General features: G+C 67.5%; 11 protein-coding genes and 1 tRNA gene. 11 read left to right on the top strand and 1 reads right to left on the bottom strand.

Annotated features, from left to right (window positions below):
• Window positions 1-45: 45 nt before the first annotated feature.
• The 9 genes from trpB (at window position 46) to CAM01S_RS07950 (ending at window position 12,786) form a co-directional block, all read left to right on the top strand.
• Complete coding sequence (gene trpB, locus CAM01S_RS07990; RefSeq protein WP_066519248.1) at window positions 46-1,260, top strand: tryptophan synthase subunit beta; 1,215 nt, start codon at window positions 46-48, stop codon at window positions 1,258-1,260.
• Complete coding sequence (gene trpA / locus CAM01S_RS07985) at window positions 1,257-2,048, top strand: tryptophan synthase subunit alpha (protein ID WP_066519243.1); 792 nt, start codon at window positions 1,257-1,259, stop codon at window positions 2,046-2,048. Before trpB ends, trpA begins: the two co-directional genes overlap by 4 nt.
• A 60-nt stretch (window positions 2,049-2,108) precedes the next feature.
• Window positions 2,109-3,107, top strand: coding sequence for a prolipoprotein diacylglyceryl transferase (locus CAM01S_RS07980; RefSeq protein WP_066519240.1), 999 nt, complete (start codon window positions 2,109-2,111; stop codon window positions 3,105-3,107).
• A 196-nt stretch (window positions 3,108-3,303) separates the two neighbouring features.
• On the top strand, window positions 3,304-7,881 hold the full coding sequence (gene gltB, locus CAM01S_RS07975; RefSeq protein WP_066519232.1) for a glutamate synthase large subunit: 4,578 nt from the start codon (window positions 3,304-3,306) through the stop codon (window positions 7,879-7,881).
• Window positions 7,874-9,331, top strand: a complete 1,458-nt coding sequence (locus CAM01S_RS07970; protein ID WP_066519230.1) for a glutamate synthase subunit beta — start codon at window positions 7,874-7,876, stop codon at window positions 9,329-9,331. Before gltB ends, CAM01S_RS07970 begins: the two co-directional genes overlap by 8 nt.
• A gap of 91 nt (window positions 9,332-9,422) precedes the next feature.
• Complete coding sequence (gene pyk, locus CAM01S_RS07965; protein ID WP_066519227.1) at window positions 9,423-10,868, top strand: pyruvate kinase; 1,446 nt, start codon at window positions 9,423-9,425, stop codon at window positions 10,866-10,868.
• 37 nt (window positions 10,869-10,905) lie between these two features.
• Window positions 10,906-12,000, top strand: coding sequence for a VIT1/CCC1 transporter family protein (locus tag CAM01S_RS07960; RefSeq protein ID WP_066519223.1), 1,095 nt, complete (start codon window positions 10,906-10,908; stop codon window positions 11,998-12,000).
• Between the two features lie 25 nt (window positions 12,001-12,025).
• Window positions 12,026-12,110: transfer RNA gene (locus tag CAM01S_RS07955), tRNA-Leu, on the top strand.
• Window positions 12,111-12,180: 70 nt separating this feature from the next.
• A complete protein-coding gene (locus CAM01S_RS07950; RefSeq protein WP_066519220.1) occupies window positions 12,181-12,786 on the top strand; it encodes an ANTAR domain-containing response regulator in 606 nt (201 codons plus the stop codon).
• A gap of 23 nt (window positions 12,787-12,809) precedes the next feature.
• Here CAM01S_RS07950 and CAM01S_RS07945 read toward each other — a convergent pair whose 3' ends face one another.
• Window positions 12,810-13,241, bottom strand: coding sequence for a PaaI family thioesterase (locus CAM01S_RS07945; protein WP_066519217.1), 432 nt, complete (start codon window positions 13,239-13,241; stop codon window positions 12,810-12,812).
• A gap of 88 nt (window positions 13,242-13,329) precedes the next feature.
• Between CAM01S_RS07945 and polA the strand changes: the two genes are divergently transcribed.
• Both polA and CAM01S_RS07935 read left to right on the top strand, forming a co-directional pair.
• Complete coding sequence (gene polA, locus CAM01S_RS07940; RefSeq protein WP_066519215.1) at window positions 13,330-15,984, top strand: DNA polymerase I; 2,655 nt, start codon at window positions 13,330-13,332, stop codon at window positions 15,982-15,984.
• A gap of 66 nt (window positions 15,985-16,050) precedes the next feature.
• Window positions 16,051-17,730, top strand: coding sequence for a DUF885 domain-containing protein (locus CAM01S_RS07935; RefSeq protein ID WP_066519209.1), 1,680 nt, complete (start codon window positions 16,051-16,053; stop codon window positions 17,728-17,730).
• The last annotated feature ends 195 nt before the right edge of the window (window positions 17,731-17,925 follow it).

Genomic DNA, 17,925 nt, shown 5'->3' with positions numbered 1-17,925 from the left:
ATCGCTGTATCGCGACCGCGATGACGTGCAAGGAAAGAGGCTGTTGTGACCACCTTCCGTGACCTTCACGGCCCATACTTCGGTGAGTTCGGCGGGCGGTTCGTGCCGGAATCGCTGATCCTCGCGCTCGACGAACTCGAGGCAGCGTTCCGCGAGGCATGGGCAGACCCGACGTTTCATGCAGAGCTCGACGCACTGCAGCGCGACTACACCGGACGGCCCTCGATCATCACCGAGGTGCCGCGGTTCGCACAGCACGCTGGAGGAGCGACGGTCGTCCTCAAGCGCGAGGATCTCAATCACACCGGTTCGCACAAGATCAACAACGTGCTCGGGCAGGCGCTCGTCGCTCGTCGGCTCGGCAAGACGCGCCTGATCGCCGAGACCGGAGCCGGGCAGCACGGCGTCGCAACGGCAACCGCGGCCGCCCTCTTCGGCATGGAGTGCGTGGTGTACATGGGCGCGGTGGACACCGAACGGCAGGCGCTCAACGTCGCCCGGATGCGACTGCTCGGAGCCGAGGTCGTCCCCGTGCAGACCGGCTCACGAACGCTGAAGGACGCGATCAACGAGGCGCTCCGCGACTGGGTCGCGAATGTCGATTCGACGCACTATCTGCTCGGCACGGTCGCGGGCCCGCATCCCTTCCCGGAAATGGTCCGCGAGTTCCATAAGGTGATCGGCATCGAGGCGCGCGCGCAGGTCCTGGAACGCTATGGGCGCCTCCCGAACGCGATCGCGGCCTGCGTCGGTGGCGGATCGAACGCGATGGGGATCTTCGAGGCCTTCCTCGACGACCCCGAGGTGGCGCTGTACGGGTACGAGGCCGGGGGAGAGGGCGTGAGCACTGGCAAGCATGCAGCGAGCATCACGCTCGGCCGCACCGGCGTGCTCCACGGTGCCATGTCGTACCTCATGCAGGACGAGGACGGCCAGACCATCGAGAGTCACAGCGTCTCCGCGGGCCTCGACTACCCGAGCGTCGGTCCCGAGCATGCGTACCTCGCATCGGTGGGGCGAGCGACCTACGAGCCGGTGACCGACCAGGAGGCGATGGATGCGTTCCGCCTGCTGAGCCGGACCGAAGGAATCATTCCTGCGATCGAATCGGCGCACGCACTCGCGGGCGCACTCCGGCTTGGTCGGCAGCTCGGACCGGACGGGCTCGTGCTCGTCTCCCTCTCCGGGCGCGGCGATAAGGATGTCGCGACAGCGAGCCGGTTCTTCGGCATCCTCGACGACGGGGCGGTCCAGCTGTGAGCGGCGTCGGCGCGGTCATCGACCGGGCGAACGCCGAGCGGAACGGAGCGGTCATCGGCTATCTGCCGGCGGGCTTCCCCGACCTGCAGACCGGAGTCGACGCCGCGGTCGCCCTGGCCGAGAACGGCGTCGACGCGATCGAACTCGGGCTCCCGTACTCCGATCCGGTCATGGACGGCCCCGTGATCCAACGTGCCACCGAGACGAGCCTTGCGGGCGGGTTCCGCATTCCCCAGGTGTTCGACGCAGTCCACGCGATCACCGAGCGCGCCGGAGTTCCTGTCCTGGTGATGACCTATTGGAATCCGGTGCTTCGGTACGGCGTCGATCGATTCGCCGACGATCTCCGGGCCGCCGGTGGCGCCGGCCTCATCACGCCGGATCTCGTCCCCGATGAGGCCGCCGCATGGATCGATGCGTCGGAGCGCACGGGAGCGGACCGCGTCTTCCTCGCCGCGCCGTCGTCGACCGACGTACGAATGCGGCGCGCCGTCGCCAGCAGTCGCGGCTTCGTGTACGCGGTCTCCACGATGGGCGTCACCGGAGCGCGCTCGGGCGTCGATGCCGCGGCCCGGAACGTCGTCGACCGCCTCCGCAACGCGGGCGCTGCGCGCGCGTGCGTCGGTCTCGGCATCTCGACGGCCGAGCAGGTGACGGAGATCCTGCGGTACGCGGACGGTGCGATCATCGGGTCCGCCTTTGTTCGCGCGCTCGCGGACGACGGTGTCAGCGGCGCCGGCGCGCGCGCCGCGGAGCTCACCCGGGGCGCTATCGTTGATGCGCACTGAGCGAGACGTCACGGCGTCCGTTGCCCGCGCCTCCCTGCCCAGCATGACGAAAGCCCACCCATGCCTCTCCTGAGCATTCCGAGCCCGAGCGCCGCGTGGCAGTACGCCGATGTCACCAGCTGGCTGAACTCCGCGTTCGGCTGGTCGCTGCCATTCGACTTCCGCATCCAGTCCTACGCCGTGTGCATCCTGCTCGGCATCATCGCCGCGGTGGTGCTCACGAATGTGCGGTTGGCGCGCCGCGGTGCCGAGCCATGGGTCATCGTCGACATTGCGATCTGGGCGGTTCCGCTCGGTGTCATCGGCGCCCGCATCTGGTTCGTGCTCGCGCACCTCGGCGACTATTTCGGCGCCGGCCACAACCCTGCGTCGGTCCTCGCCATCTGGGACGGCGGCCTGTCCATCTTCGGCGGCCTGCTCCTCGGCGCCATCGGCGCATGGGCCGCGTGTCGACAGTTGGGCCTCAGGTTCACGACGTTCGTCGATGCGCTCGCACCGGGCTTCCTCCTTGCGCAAGCCTTCGGCCGTCTCGGCGATTGGTTCAATCACAGCGTCTTCGGCGCGCCGACGAGCGCGTGGTGGGGCTTGCAGATCGAGTCCACAAACCCGGCCTACCCGAAGGGCCTGCCGGCCGGAACCCTCTTCGAGCCGACGTTCCTCTGGGAGATCATCTGGGATCTCGTCGGCGTCGCACTCCTCGTCGCGCTCGATCGGCGGTTCCGCCTCCAGTGGGGTCGACTCCTCGCGCTCTACCTCGTGTGGTACGGCATCGCGCGCGTGGTTCTCGACTCGATCCGCGTCGACGCCGCACCGACGCTGTTCGGCGTTCGGCTCACCGTTTGGGCCGGGTGGGTCGCGATCATCGTCGGACTGGTCGTGTTCGCCGTGCAGCATCGTCGGCACCGTGGGCCCGAGCCGGACGCGTACCTCCCGGGCAAGCTGCCCGCGTCGCGCCTCCATGTAGTATCGGACGACACCTACTCGGAGCACGACGACGAGGACGACCCCATCGTCGACGCCGAGTCGGAGCCGGTCGCCGCCGCTGCCGATCGGAGTTGACGAGGCACGCGGTCCCTCCGGCGCCTCTCCCCACATCCGAACCACCTCGCCTCGTGACGCCACAAGCGGCACGGCACCGCGCACACGGCCAGTGCATATCTGGGCTGGCCGCCGTGCATGAGCTCCAGTTCCGGTTCCCGGAACGCCCCACCGGACCATCGCTGTCCCTGTTCCACTCTTCGTGAGGACGGTCCCCATGGCGCTCCTGCCACCACACCAGCGCTTCAGTGCGACGCCCGCCGCGGTCGGCGCCTACGACCCTGAGCACGAGAAAGATGCGTGCGGGCTCGCAATGGTCGCGACGCTGCGCGGCACTCCGGGCCACGACATCGTAGACGGCGCGCTCGGCGCGCTCCGCAATCTGGAGCACCGCGGTGCTGTCGGCTCCGACGCCGGCACTGGTGACGGCGCCGGCATTCTCTGCCAGGTGCCGGACGCGTTCTTCCGTGCGGTGGTGCCGTTCGAACTGCCCGCGCCTGGTCAGTATGCGGCGGGGACCGCCTACCTCCCCGTGGACGTCGACGATCGAGCTGCGGCGAAGGCCGCTGTCGAAGCCATCGCAACGGAGGAGGGGCTCCGGATCCTCGGCTGGCGCGAGGTTCCCGTCCGCCCGGATGTGCTCGGCAACTTGGCACGGGCGGCGATGCCCGCGTTCGAGCAGCTGTTCGTGATGAGCACCCGGCACGACGAGTCGGGTGCTCCACGGTCCGGGATCGAGCTCGACCGGCAGACGTTCCGGCTCCGCAAGCGCGTCGAGCACGGCGCCGACCTCTACTTCATGTCGCTGTCGAGCCGCACGATCGTCTACAAGGGCATGGTCACGACGCTGCAACTGGAGCCGTTCTACCCAGACCTCAGCGATGAGCGATTCACGTCCAAGCTCGCGATCGTGCATTCGCGCTACTCCACGAACACCTTCCCGTCGTGGCCGCTCGCACAACCCTTCCGCATGCTCGCCCACAACGGCGAGATCAACACCGTGCGCGGCAACCGGAACTGGATGCGGGCGCGTCAGTCACAGCTCGAGAGCACGCTGCTCGGCGACATGGCGCCGCTGCTTCCCATCGTCAGCCCCGGCGCCAGCGACTCAGCATCCTTCGACGAGGTGCTCGAGCTGCTGGCATTGACGGGCCGCAGCCTGCCCCACGCGGTGTCGATGATGGTGCCGGAAGCGTGGGAGAACCAAACCGGCATGGCCCCGGACCTCAGGGCGTTCTACGAGTTCCATTCGATGCTCATGGAACCGTGGGATGGCCCCGCGGCAGTCACCTTCACCGACGGCTCGCTCGTCGGCGCGACACTCGACCGCAACGGGCTCCGACCGGGCCGGTTCCTCGTCACCGACGAAGGGCTCGTCGTGCTCGCCAGCGAGACCGGTGTCATCGACATCCCGGCGTCTCGCGTGGTGCGCAAGGGACGCCTCCGTCCAGGCCGGATGTTCCTCGTCGACACCGAAGCCGGTCGGATCATCGAAGACGACGAGGTGAAGCGCACGCTCGCCGAGTCCGGGCCGTGGGCCGAGTGGCTCACGGCCGGCCGGATCCACCTTCGGGACCTTCCCGAGCGGGAGCACATCGTGCACACGCCCGCGTCCGTGACGCGGCGGCAGCGCGCCTTCGGGTACACCGAAGAAGAGGTGCGCATCCTGCTGCGGCCGATGGCGCAGACCGGTGCCGAACCGCTCGGAGCGATGGGATCGGACACGCCGATCGCGGTGCTGTCGAAGCGACCGCGCCTCCTGTTCGACTACTTCACACAGCAGTTCGCGCAGGTGACCAACCCGCCGCTCGACTCGATCCGCGAGCAGGTCGTCACGAGCATGGGGCTCGGTCTCGGGCCGGAGCGCAACCTGCTCGACGCCACCGCGGAGCATGCAAAGCAGATCGTCCTCGACTTCCCGGTGATCGACAACGACCAGCTCGCGAAGATCCAGCACTTCGAGACGAAGAGCGGTCGGCATCTCGCCGTCACCATCAAGGGGCTCTACCGCGTCGACTCGGGCAAGAAGGCGATGCAGAAGCGAATCGCGCAGGTGCTCGACGAGGTCGACGCCGCAATCGACGCGGGCAAGCAATTCATCGTGCTCTCCGACCGAGACGGCAACGCGGAGTTCGCGCCTGTTCCGAGCCTTCTCCTGCTCGCGGCGGTGCACCACCACCTCATTCGCACGGAACAGCGCATGAAGGTCGGGCTCATCGTCGAGGCCGGAGACGTGCGCGAAGTGCACCACGTGGCAACGCTGATCGGCTACGGTGCATCAGCGATCAACCCGTACCTGGCGATGGAGACCTGCGAGTATCTCGTCCGGTCGGGGCTGATCACGGGAATCACGCCGGAGCAAGCGGTGAAGAACGTGATCAAGGCGCTCGGCAAGGGCGTGCTGAAGATCATGTCGAAGATGGGTATCTCGACAGTGTCGAGCTACGCCGCGGCACAGGCGTTCGAGGCCGTCGGGCTGAGCCAGGAGTTCGTCGACCAGTACTTCACGGGGACCTCCTCGATCCTCGGTGGTGTCGGAATCGACGTCGTCGCGAACGAGAACGCCGAACGGCACGCGCAGGCCTACCAGGACGCCGGGCCGGTCATCGCGCACGAACGACTGCAGACGGGCGGCGAGTACCAGTGGCGCCGCGAGGGGCCACCGCATCTGTTCAATCCGCAGACCGTCTTCCGCCTGCAGCACGCGACCCGCGCGCGCCGCTACGACATTTTCAAGGAGTACTCCAAGGCCGTCGATGAGCAGTCCGAGGAACTCATGACGCTCCGCGGGCTCTTCTCCTTCAAGACCGGAGCGCGTCCGGCGATCCCGCTCGACGAGGTCGAGCCGATCGAGGAGATCGTCAAGCGCTTCAACACCGGTGCGATGAGCTATGGCTCGATCTCGAAGGAGGCGCACGAGACGCTCGCCATCGCGATGAACCGTCTCGGCGCGCGCTCCAACACGGGCGAGGGTGGCGAGGACGTCGACCGGCTGCTCGACCCGGAGCGCCGGAGCGCGATCAAGCAGGTCGCATCCGGGCGATTCGGCGTGACGAGCATGTACCTGACGCACGCGACGGATATCCAGCTGAAGATGGCGCAGGGCGCGAAGCCGGGCGAAGGAGGCCAACTCCCGCCCCAGAAGGTGTACCCGTGGATCGCGCGGACTCGGCACGCCACCGCCGGCGTCGGACTCATCTCCCCGCCGCCGCATCACGACATCTACTCCATCGAGGACCTCAAGCAGCTCATCTTCGACGTGAAGCGAGCGAACCCGTCGGCTCGGGTCCACGTCAAACTGGTGAGCCAGTCCGGGATCGGCGCGGTCGCCGCTGGGGTGACCAAGGCGCTCGCTGACGTCGTGCTCGTGTCGGGTCACGACGGCGGCACGGGCGCCAGCCCGCTGAACTCGCTGAAGCACGCCGGAACGCCGTGGGAGATCGGCCTCGCCGAGACCCAGCAGACGCTCATGCTGAACGGGATGCGCGATCGCGTGGTCGTGCAGGTCGACGGTCAGATGAAGACCGGCCGGGACGTCGTGGTCGCAGCGCTGCTCGGTGCTGAAGAGTACGGCTTTGCCACGGCACCGCTCGTCGTGTCCGGCTGCGTGCTCATGCGCGTCTGCCACCTCGACACCTGCCCGGTGGGCGTCGCGACGCAGAATCCCGAGCTCCGGGCCCGCTTCACCGGCAAGCCGGAGTTCGTCGTCAACTTCTTCGAGTTCCTGGCCCAAGAGGTTCGAGAGTTGTTGGCGTCGCTCGGCTTCCGCAGCCTGGACGAGGCGATCGGGCACGCGGAGGTCCTCGATGTGGACCGCGCAATCGCACACTGGAAGGCATCCGGACTCGACCTCGAGCCGGTGCTGCACGGTCCCGAGTTCCCGGACGACGAGCCCCGGCGGAACCTCCGCTCACAGGACCATGAGCTCGACGAGCACTTCGACAATGGGCTCATCCGCGCGTGCGCCGACGCGATCGAGAACGGCACGCCCGTGGAGTTCGACCTTCCGATCCGGAACACGGAGCGCGCGGTCGGCACGATGCTCGGGCACGAGGTGACGGTCCGGCATGGCGAGCACGGGCTTCCGGATGGCACCATCGACATCACGCTCCGGGGGTCGGCCGGGCAGTCGCTCGGCGCGTTCCTGCCGGCCGGCATCACGCTCCGTCTCTTCGGCGACAGCAACGACTACGTGGGCAAGGGATTGTCCGGTGGGTCGATCATCGTCCGGCCCGACGCGGACGCCGGGTTCATTGCCGCCGAGAACGTGATCGCAGGAAACGTCATCGGGTACGGCGCGACCCAGGGAACGATGTTCATCGCGGGCGTTGTCGGCGAACGGTTCCTGGTGCGGAACTCCGGTGCGACCGCGGTCGCCGAGGGCGTCGGTGACCATGCGCTCGAGTACATGACCGGCGGTTTGGCGCTGATTCTCGGCGACACCGGGCGCAACCTCGGCGCGGGTATGTCCGGAGGCACGGCGTACGTCCGCGACCTCGCATCCGATTCGGTGAACGCCGAAGCTCTTGCCGCGGGCGAGCTCCGGCTCGAGCCGCTCGGAAGCGCGGACATCGTGATCGTTCGCGATCTCCTCGAACGGCACGTCGCGGAAACCGGGTCTGTTCTCGCGACCTCGATCCTCGCGAACTTCGATGAGGAGACCGCTCGATTCGTGAAGGTGCTGCCGCGGGACTACGCGGCCGTCCTGGAGACGCGCCAGCGCGCTGTCGACGAAGGCCTCGACCCCGACGGCGATGTCGTCTGGAACCGGATTCTGGAGGTGACCGGTGGCTGATCCGAAAGGGTTCCTGAAGGTACCGGAGCGCGAACTGCCGCCCCGGCGGCCTGTCCCTGTGCGCCTGATGGACTGGAAAGAGGTCTACGAGCAGCAGGACCCGACGCAGTTGCGTCGACAGGCCGGCCGCTGCATGGACTGCGGCGTCCCGTTCTGCCACCAGGGCTGCCCGCTCGGCAACCTCATTCCCGAGTGGAACGACCTGATGTGGCGCGGAGACGGCCGTCAGGCGATCGAGCGGTTGCACGCGACGAACAATTTCCCGGAGTTCACCGGGCGACTCTGTCCGGCACCGTGCGAGGCATCCTGCGTGTTGGGGATCAACCAGCCTCCCGTCACCATCAAGCAGGTCGAAGTGTCGATCATCGATCAGGCCTTCCAGAACGGATGGGTGACGCCCCACCCACCGGAGCGGCTCACCGGCAAGACCGTCGCTGTCGTCGGTTCGGGTCCCGCAGGACTCGCCGCGGCCCAGCAGCTGACGCGCGCCGGGCACACGGTGGCGGTCTACGAGCGCGACGATCGGATCGGTGGCCTGCTCCGCTACGGCATCCCCGACTTCAAGATGGAGAAGCGTCAGATCGAGGCGCGTCTCGCGCAGATGCAAGCAGAGGGCACCCGATTCCGTGCTGGCGTCGAGATCGGCGTGGACATCAGCTGGGACGACCTGCGGGCCCGGTACGACGCGGTCATCGTTGCGACCGGCGCAACCGTTCCGCGGGATCTCCCGATCCCAGGGCGCGATCTTGCCGGCGTGCACTTCGCGATGGACTACCTGGTTCAGCAGAACCGCGTCGGGGCAGGCTCCCACGTGGCCGAGCAGATCACGGCGGAGGGCAAGCACGTCGTGGTCATCGGCGGTGGCGACACCGGGGCGGACTGCATCGGCACGGCGCACCGACAGGGCGCGCTGAGTGTCACGAACCTGGCGATCGGCAAGCAGCCGCCGACCGAACGGCCGCCGCACCAGCCGTGGCCGATGTTCCCGACGGTATTCGAAGTGTCGAGCGCCCACGAAGAGGGAGGCGAGCGTCGCTATCTCGCGTCGACCGTCGAGTTCCTCAGCAACGGCGCCGGCGAGGTTCGTGCCCTGCGGGTCGCGGAAACCGAGTACCTGGACGGACGGCGCGTGCCGAAGGCCGGCACGGAACGCGAAATCCCGGCGGACCTCGTGCTCATCGCAATGGGCTTCACCGGCCCGGAGACCGACACGATCGAGCCGCAGTTGGGCCTGCCGGTCGACGCGAGCGGCGCGTTCGCTCGCGACGCCGACTATTCGACTGCGCAGCCCGGCGTGTTCGTCGCCGGCGACGCCGGCCGGGGACAGTCGTTGATCGTGTGGGCGATCGCCGAAGGGCGCGCAGCGGCGGCACAGGTTGACGCCTTCTTGGAAGGGTCAACATCGCTCCCCGCACCCGTGGCGGCGACGGACCGCGCCATCTCGATCTGATCGGCGTTCGACGCGAGTCGCCACCTGCAGTCGCTAGGCTTCCGGTGGCCCATCCCGATCGAAGCCAGACATCCACCACGTTAGGAATCCATTGAGACGCGCAAAGATCGTTTCGACGCTCGGCCCTGCGACCTCCGACTATCAGACGGTCAAGGAGATCATCGAAGCCGGCGTCGATGTCGCCCGCCTGAATCTGAGCCACGGCGACTACAGCGTTCACGAGGCCAACTACGAGAACGTGCGTCGCGCCTCCGACGAGGTCGGCAAGCCGGTCGCGATCCTCGTCGACCTGCAGGGGCCGAAGATCCGTCTGGCCCGGTTCGCCGACGGTCCGCACGATCTCGCGGTCGGCGACATCTTCACGATCACGACCGAGGACGTCCCCGGCTCGAAGGAAATCTGCGGCACGACGTTCAAGGGTCTCCCGGCCGACGTGCAGCCTGGCGATCCGCTGCTCATCGACGACGGTCGCGTACGTCTGCGGGTGCTCGACACGGACGGTGTCCGCGTTCGCACCGAGGTCGTCGTCGCCGGCACCGTATCGAACAACAAGGGCATCAATCTCCCGGGTGTCGCCGTGAACGTCCCCGCGTTGAGCGAGAAGGACGAGGCGGATCTGCGCTGGGCGATCCGCCAGGGCGCGGACCTGATCGCGCTCTCGTTCGTCCGCAACGCGTCCGATGTCGATCGGGCCCGCGAGATCATGGCGGAAGAGGGCCGTCGTCTGCCGGTGATCGCGAAGATCGAGAAGCCGCAGGCCGTGGACGCGCTCGAAGAGATCATCGACGCGTTCGACGCGATCATGGTCGCGCGCGGCGACCTCGGTGTGGAGTTGCCGCTCGAGGCTGTGCCGATCGTGCAGAAACGCGCGGTCGAACTGTGCCGTCGGATGGCGAAGCCGGTCATCGTCGCGACGCAGATGCTCGAGTCGATGATCTCCTCCCCGATCCCGACGCGCGCAGAGACCTCCGACGTCGCGAACGCGGTGCTCGACGGCGCCGACGCGGTGATGCTGTCGGGTGAGACCAGCGTCGGCGAATACCCCGTGCAGACGGTCCGCACGATGGCTCGCATCATCGAGTCGACGGAGGACCACGGTCTCGAGCGCATCGCGCCGCTCGGGACGAAGCCGCGCACGCTCGGTGGCGCGATCACGCTCGCTGCGGTGGAGATCGCCGAGTTCACAGAGGCCTCGTATCTCTGCGTATTCACGGAGTCCGGTGACTCCGCCCGACGGATGTCGCGGTTGCGCCACGGCCTGCCGATCATCGCGTTCACCCCGCACGAGGCGACGCGTCGGCGGATGGCGCTGACGTGGGGGGTCCGCTCGTTCCTTGTGCCCCGCATGAAGCACACCGACGAGCTCTTCGGGCAAGTCGACGACGTGCTCCTCGGCAACGGGCTCGCCGTGCCGGGGGACCGCGTCGTGGTGACGGCTGGATCGCCTCCTGGAATTCCGGGCTCCACGAACGACCTCCGGGTTCACCGTGTCGGTGACGCGCATGCGGAGGCCGCCCCGGCTTACGTCCGAACGTGACGATGGCGAGACGGGCCTCACGGAGCCTGGGATTCGTATGAGTGACGATCTCCGTTCCGCCTCCGAGCCGGAGGAGCGCACCGATGCAACGATTCGTCGCTGGCGTCGCTATCTGGCAGATGAGCGGGCAGAGGCAGCGGTCTACCGCAACCTCGCCGAACGGAAGACCGGAGAAGAGCGGGCGATCTTGCTCGGCCTCGCGGAAGCGGAGGGTCGCCACGAGCGGCACTGGATCGAGCTCCTCGGATCGGATGTCGGGCGGCCGGTACGTGGCGACCTCCGGACGAGGATGCTCGCAGTGCTGGCCCGGCGATTCGGGGGTGTGTTCACACTCGCGCTGATGCAGCGCGCCGAGGATCGCTCGCCCTACAGCGACGAGGTGCACGCGACCGCGCAGATGGCGGCCGATGAGCGCATCCACGGCGAGGTGGTGCGCGGCCTCGCCAATCGCAGCCGCACTCGGCTGTCCGGGACGTTCCGTGCGGCGATCTTCGGTGCGAACGACGGCCTCGTGTCGAACCTTGCGCTCATCATCGGCCTGTCAGCCTCGGGAGTGGACAGTCATGTCGTGCTGCTCGGCGGGGTTGCGGGCTTGCTCGCCGGGGCGTTGTCGATGGGGGCGGGGGAGTATGTATCCGTTCGCTCGCAGCGCGAACTGCTCGCCGCCTCCGAGCCCCACCCCGGCGCGAACGATGCGCTTGCCGACCTCGATGTCGACGCGAATGAACTCGCGCTGGTGTACCGGGCGCGGGGCATGGCCGAGGCCGACGCCATCAGCCACGCGGCCGAGGTGATGCGGGGGCTGCAGCAGCGGATCGCTCCGACCGACGCGGAGACCGACGGAAATGATGCGATCGGCACGGGGTCGCGCGCAGCGCTGTCGAGCTTCGCGTTCTTCGCGTCCGGTGCGATCATCCCGATCGTTCCGTTCCTTGTCGGAATGGCCGGATGGGGAGCCATCGCGGTTTCCTGCGTTCTGGTCGGCATCGCGCTCCTCGTGTCCGGCGCGATTGTCGGGGTTCTGAGTGGCGCGTCTGCGGCGAGCCGCGGCGTCCGGCAACTCGTTATCGGCTTCGGCGCGGCCGCGGTGACGTACCTGCTCGGTCTGCTCTTCGGGACAACGGGCGTCTGAACGTCCCTGCTACGCTTTCGGTCACGCGAGTGTGGTGGAATCGGCAGACACGGGGCACTCAAAATGCTCTGCTTCACGGCGTGCGGGTTCAAGTCCCGCCACTCGCACCAGACGGCGGTTCCGTCCACAGGCGGCGTCCGCGACGACCGTGCCGAAACCGGCACAGAGTAGGATTTTTCCGTGACTGATTCTGAAGCACCCGCCACAGCCCCGCGTCGTGTCGTCGTCGCTGAAGACGAGTCCCTGATCCGTCTCGACATCGTCGAGATCCTCCGCGACAACGGGTTCGACGTCGTCGGAGAGGCCGGCGACGGCGAGACGGCTGTGGCCCTCGCGACCGACCTCCGTCCGGACCTCGTCATCATGGATGTCAAAATGCCGCAGCTCGACGGCATCTCCGCTGCGGAGCGGCTTTCGAAGAATCACATCGCTCCGGTCGTGCTGCTGACGGCGTTCAGTCAGAAGGAACTCGTCGAGCGCGCGACCGAGGCCGGCGCGCTGGCCTACGTCGTCAAGCCGTTCACCCCGAACGACCTGTTGCCAGCGATCGAGATCGCGCTGTCGCGGTACCAGCAGATCATCACCCTCGAGGCCGAGGTCGCTGACCTCGTCGAGCGCTTCGAGACCCGGAAACTGGTCGACCGCGCGAAGGGTCTCCTGAACGAGAAAATGGGTCTGACGGAGCCGGAGGCGTTCCGTTGGATTCAGAAGGCGTCGATGGACCGTCGACTCACCATGCACGATGTCGCGAAAGCGATCATCGAGCAGCTCAGCGTCAAGAAGTAGTTCGCCAGTCGAACGGGTTCAACTCAGCGAGCGTCGCGCAGCAGATTGGTGATGCGGACCGTCGAGCAGCGGTTGCCGTCGTCATCGGTGAGAACGATCTCGTGCGTGCAGAGCGTCCGCCCGATGTGGATCGCCGTGCAGGTTCCGGTGACCGTTCCGGCCGTGGCGCTCCGCGAGTGCGACGCGTTGAGCTCGATGCCCACCGCGTAGCGGCCCGGGCCGGCAGCCACCGTCGCCGCCATCGACCCGAGACTCTCGGCGAGAACGACATACGCCCCGCCGTGGAGCAGTCCGATCGGCTGGCGGTTCCCGGCGACCGGGATGGTCCCGACCGCACGCTCAGCGCTGAGCTCGAGGATCCGCATGCCCATCTTCTCGGCGAGCTCGCCCATACCGCGGGCGGCAAGCATCGCCACGCCCTCCGGAGAGCCGGCGAGCAGATCGGGGTCGCTCATGCGTGCCTTTCGGAAGTGGGACCGGCCGCGACAGGCAACGGCACCGGTCGCGTCGAGCGCTGTCGGAAGCCCTCGATAGGCTGATCGAGTGCCGGATTCCGAACAGCCTACCTTGATGGTCATTGACGGGCATTCCCTCGCATTTCGTGCGTTCTATGCGCTGCCCGTGGACAGCTTCGTCAACGACGAGGGCCAGCACACGAACGCGATCCATGGCTTCATCTCGATGCTGCTCATGCTCCTGCAACGGGAGCAGCCGACGCATCTCGCGGTCGCCTTCGACATCTCGCGATTCTCCTTCCGGACCCGGGAATATGAGGACTACAAGGGAACCCGAGCGGAGACCCCGGCGGAGTTCAAGGGACAGATCCCGCTCCTCCAGCAAGCGCTGCACGCCATGGGGATCACGACCGTCACCAAAGAGGACTTCGAAGCCGACGACATCCTCGCGACGCTGTCGAAGCAAGGGTCGGAACAGGGGTTCCGTGTGCTCGTGGTCTCCGGTGACCGCGACACGATTCAGCTCGTCGACGACAACGTCACCCTCCTGTACCCGTCGGTTCGCGGCGTGTCCGAGCTGACCCGGTACGACCGCGACAAGGTGTTCGAGCGCTACGGCATCGAGCCGCACCAGTACCCCGACATTGCGGCGCTCGTCGGTGAGACCAGCGACAACCTGTCGGGCATCGACAAGGTCGGCGAGAAGACGGCCGTCAAGTGGATCACCCAGTACGGATCGCTCGAAGCGGTCCTCGAGCGTGCGGACGAGATCAAGGGGGTTGTGGGCAACAACCTTCGCGCGCAGAAGGATCGCGCAATTCGAAACCGACGACTCAACCGTCTCGTGCGCGACGTCGAACTCGCCGTCGCTCCAACTGACCTCGGCATCCGGCCGCTTGACGAGGCTGCCGTGCGCGCACTGTTCGGCAAGCTGCAGTTCCGCACGCTGCTCGATCGCGTCCTGCTCGTCCGTGGGGCAGGGGAGCCCGACAGCCCGGCCGCTGCGGCACCTGACGTCACGCTCCCTCCGGTGCACACGCTCATCGACGAAGAGCTCGGGTATTGGCTCGACCGCTCGCGTGAGCGCGCGGAAGCCGGCTGGGGTGTGGCTGTCGAGCTGGTGGACGGACGACTGAGCGCGATCGGTATCGCGGTTCGCGACGAGTGCGTCCTGGTCCCGGGCGGCAGCGGTGCGAACGACTACGGTCAGCTCGCCGCCTGGCTTGCCGGCGACGATCGCAAGCTCGTTCACGACGCGAAATCGACGATCAAGGCGCTCGCGTCCGCCGGATTCACGGTGAACGGGGTGGCGGGCGACGCGCGAACCATGGGGTGGCTCGCCAACCCCGGCAAGCAGGGGCAGCCACTCGATGCGCTCGTCTCCGCTGAGCTCGGCGAGACGATGCCAACGGCCGACCCGAATCAACTCGTGCCGGAGAGCGAGCCGGCTTCGGTCGCGGTGTCCGCCTGGTATGCGCTCCGCGTCTGCACGGCTCTCCGTGCACGAATCGATCCTGGGTCGCTGCGTGTGCTCGACGACATCGAGCTGCCGCTCGTGGACGTGCTCGCAGACATGGAGACCACGGGGGTCGCGATCGACCATGCCGTGCTCGCGGGCCTCTCGCACGATCTCGGTGACCGCGCAGCCTCGCTCGCGTCGCAGGCGTTCGCGGAGATCGGCCACGAAGTCAATCTCGGCTCGCCGAAGCAGCTCCAGGACGTGCTCTTCACAGAGCTTGCGATGCCGAAGACGCGGAAGACGAAAACCGGGTACTCCACCGATGCGGCGAGTCTGGCCGACCTCCAAGAGCAACATCCTCACCCGTTCCTCGGGTTGCTCCTCGCGCACCGCGACGCGACAAAGCTGCGGCAGATCGTCGACACGCTCGACACCGCCGTCACGGACGGACGTATCCATACGACCTACGAACAGACGGGCACGTCCACCGGCCGGATCTCGTCAACCGACCCGAACCTCCAGAACATCCCGGTCAAGACCGCGGAAGGGCGCCGGATCCGTTCCGCGTTCACCGTGGCGCCCCCGTACACGACGCTGCTGACCGCCGACTATTCGCAGATCGAGATGCGCATCATGGCGCACCTCTCCGAAGACCCGGGGCTCATCGAGGCGTTCCGCGCCGGCGAAGACCTGCACCGCTTCGTCGGCGCCCGCGTGTTCGGCGTCGACCCGGCGGATGTCACCCCGGAGATGCGCACCAAGGTGAAGGCGATGTCATATGGCCTCGCCTACGGCCTCAGCGCGTTCGGCCTGTCGAAGCAGCTTCGCATCGACCAGAAAGAGGCGCGGACGCTCATGGGCGAGTACTTCGCTCGGTTCGGCGCGGTCCGCGATTATCTGCGAAACGTCGTCGAGCAGGCCCGTGCTGACGGGTACACGGAGACCATCTTCGGCCGTCGTCGGCCATTCCCCGACCTGACGAGCCCGAACCGGGTGCTTCGAGAGAACGCCGAGCGTGCCGCGTTGAACGCACCGATCCAAGGATCGGCGGCGGACATCATGAAGATCGCGATGCTCGGCGTGCATGCCGATCTCCACGCGCAGGGGCTCGAATCTCGACTGCTGCTCCAGGTCCACGACGAACTCATCCTCGAAGTCGCGCCCGGAGAACAAGCGAGCGTCGAGGCGATCGTTCGACACCGGATGGGGAACGCCGCGGACCTGCGCGTGCCTCTCGAGGTGCAGGTCGGGACCGGTGCGAACTGGGAGGCTGCCGCGCACTGACCAGGCGTGCCTCCGGTTGGCGCGGGCGCAGTGCGACAGCCGTGTTCGATCGGTAGGGTCGCCTCCATGACCTCTGACCGTCCAGACCGTGAACCGTCCGCCGTCGATGCCGTCGCCGAGGAATGGGTGCGCACCCTGACCGACCTCGAACCGACGATCGCCACCTACCTCGGCCTCCCGGGCCGTACCGGCGAATACGGTGACACGTCACCAGCCGGCGCTGCAGCGGTGGCCGACGCAGCCCGCACCGCAGCCGTGAAGCTGGCGGCGACCGCACCGGTCGACGACGTCGATCAGGTGACGAAGACCGACCTGGGCGCCGAACTGGAGCTGATCGTCGAGAGCTACGATCGCGGACTGCACCTGCGCGACCTCAACGTGATCGCGAGTCCGGCGCAGCGCCTCCGCGACATCATCGACCTGATGCCCACCGCGACGGCCGACGACTGGTCGGATATCGCCAGCCGGTTCTCGGCGATGCCCGAGGCGCTCGAAGGCTATCGGGAGACCCTTCTCGAAGGTGTTCGCCGGCAGATCACGCCGGCGAAGCGGCAGGTCGCGGCCGTTGCCGAACAGGCCGTCCGCAACGCCCGCGCGGGCGGATTCTTCGACGAGACCGTCGAGAACGCGCGTCTTGCGGACGGCTCCTCGCTGCCCGACGCGCTGCGCAACGACCTCCGACGCGGCGCAGAGGCCGCGATCGCTGCCTACCGGTCGTTCGGGCAGTTCCTCGAGCACGAGTTGCTCCCCGTCGCGACTCCCGTCGACGCGGTCGGGCGCGAAGCGTACGAGTTGCACTCTCGGCACTTCCTCGGCGCCGTGGTCGACCTCGACGAAACGTACGAGTGGGGTATCGCGGAGCTTGCTCGCATGACGGCCGAGCAGGAGTCGATCGCCGATCGCATTGAGGCGGGTGCGAGCGTTGCGCGAGCGATCGAGGTCCTCGACGCCGACCCGAACCGCGTGCTCCACGGCTCCGACGCACTCCGGGAGTGGATGCAGCGGACCTCCGACGAAGCGGTCTCGGCGCTGGCTGGTCGCTACTTCGACATTCCCGATCCGATCCGCCGCCTGGAGTGCCGGATCGCGCCGACCCACGATGGCGGGATCTACTACACGGGTCCGAGCGACGACTTCAGCCGGCCAGGTCGCATGTGGTGGTCGGTGCCGGACGGCGTGACGGAGTTCGGTACTTGGCGCGAGAAGACCACGGTCTACCACGAGGGCGTCCCCGGGCACCACCTGCAGATCAGTCAGGCGGTCTACAACCGCGGTGAGCTGAACACCTGGCGGCGGCAGCTCGCCGGCCCCTCGGGTCATGTCGAGGGCTGGGCGCTCTATGCGGAGCGGCTCATGTCTGAGCTCGGATTCCTCGACGACGACGGTGATCGGCTCGGGATGCTCGACGGCCAGCGGATGCGTGCGGCACGCGTTGTCCTCGACATCGGTGTGCACCTGCAGAAGACGAACCCGGACGGCGGTGCCTGGACCTACGAGTACGCACTCGACTTCATGCGTCGGAACGTCAACATGGACGACGCGTTCGTGCAGTTCGAGGTGAACCGCTACTTCGGCTGGCCGGGGCAGGCGCCGTCGTACAAGGTCGGGCAGCGCGTCTGGGAGTCGATCCGTGACGAGGTCGCGCAGCGCGACGGAGCGTCCTTCGATCTGAAGGCGTTCCACCAGCGTGCGCTCGCGCTCGGGGGAGTCGGCCTCGACACGCTCCGTTGGGCGCTCCTGCGCTGACCGCGGCCGTAGGAAATTCACGATTGGGAGGCCGGAATGCGCTGTGCGCCGGTTGTCACGGCTCCGACAGCGCCGCTAGACTAGTGCGGCGCAATCCGCGCCTTCCATGAACATATCGTCGTGGCGACGAGTTCCTCATGGCGGTCTCCTCTCGCGGGCAGGGGGGCACCGTCGCGTCGCCGGGGCCCGATTTCC

The sequence above is a fragment of the Curtobacterium ammoniigenes NBRC 101786 genome (genome assembly GCF_001571045.1).
In the GTDB taxonomy this organism is placed as follows: Bacteria; Actinomycetota; Actinomycetes; order Actinomycetales; family Microbacteriaceae; genus Curtobacterium; species Curtobacterium ammoniigenes.
This window is presented reverse-complemented; position numbering and strand designations above follow the sequence as displayed.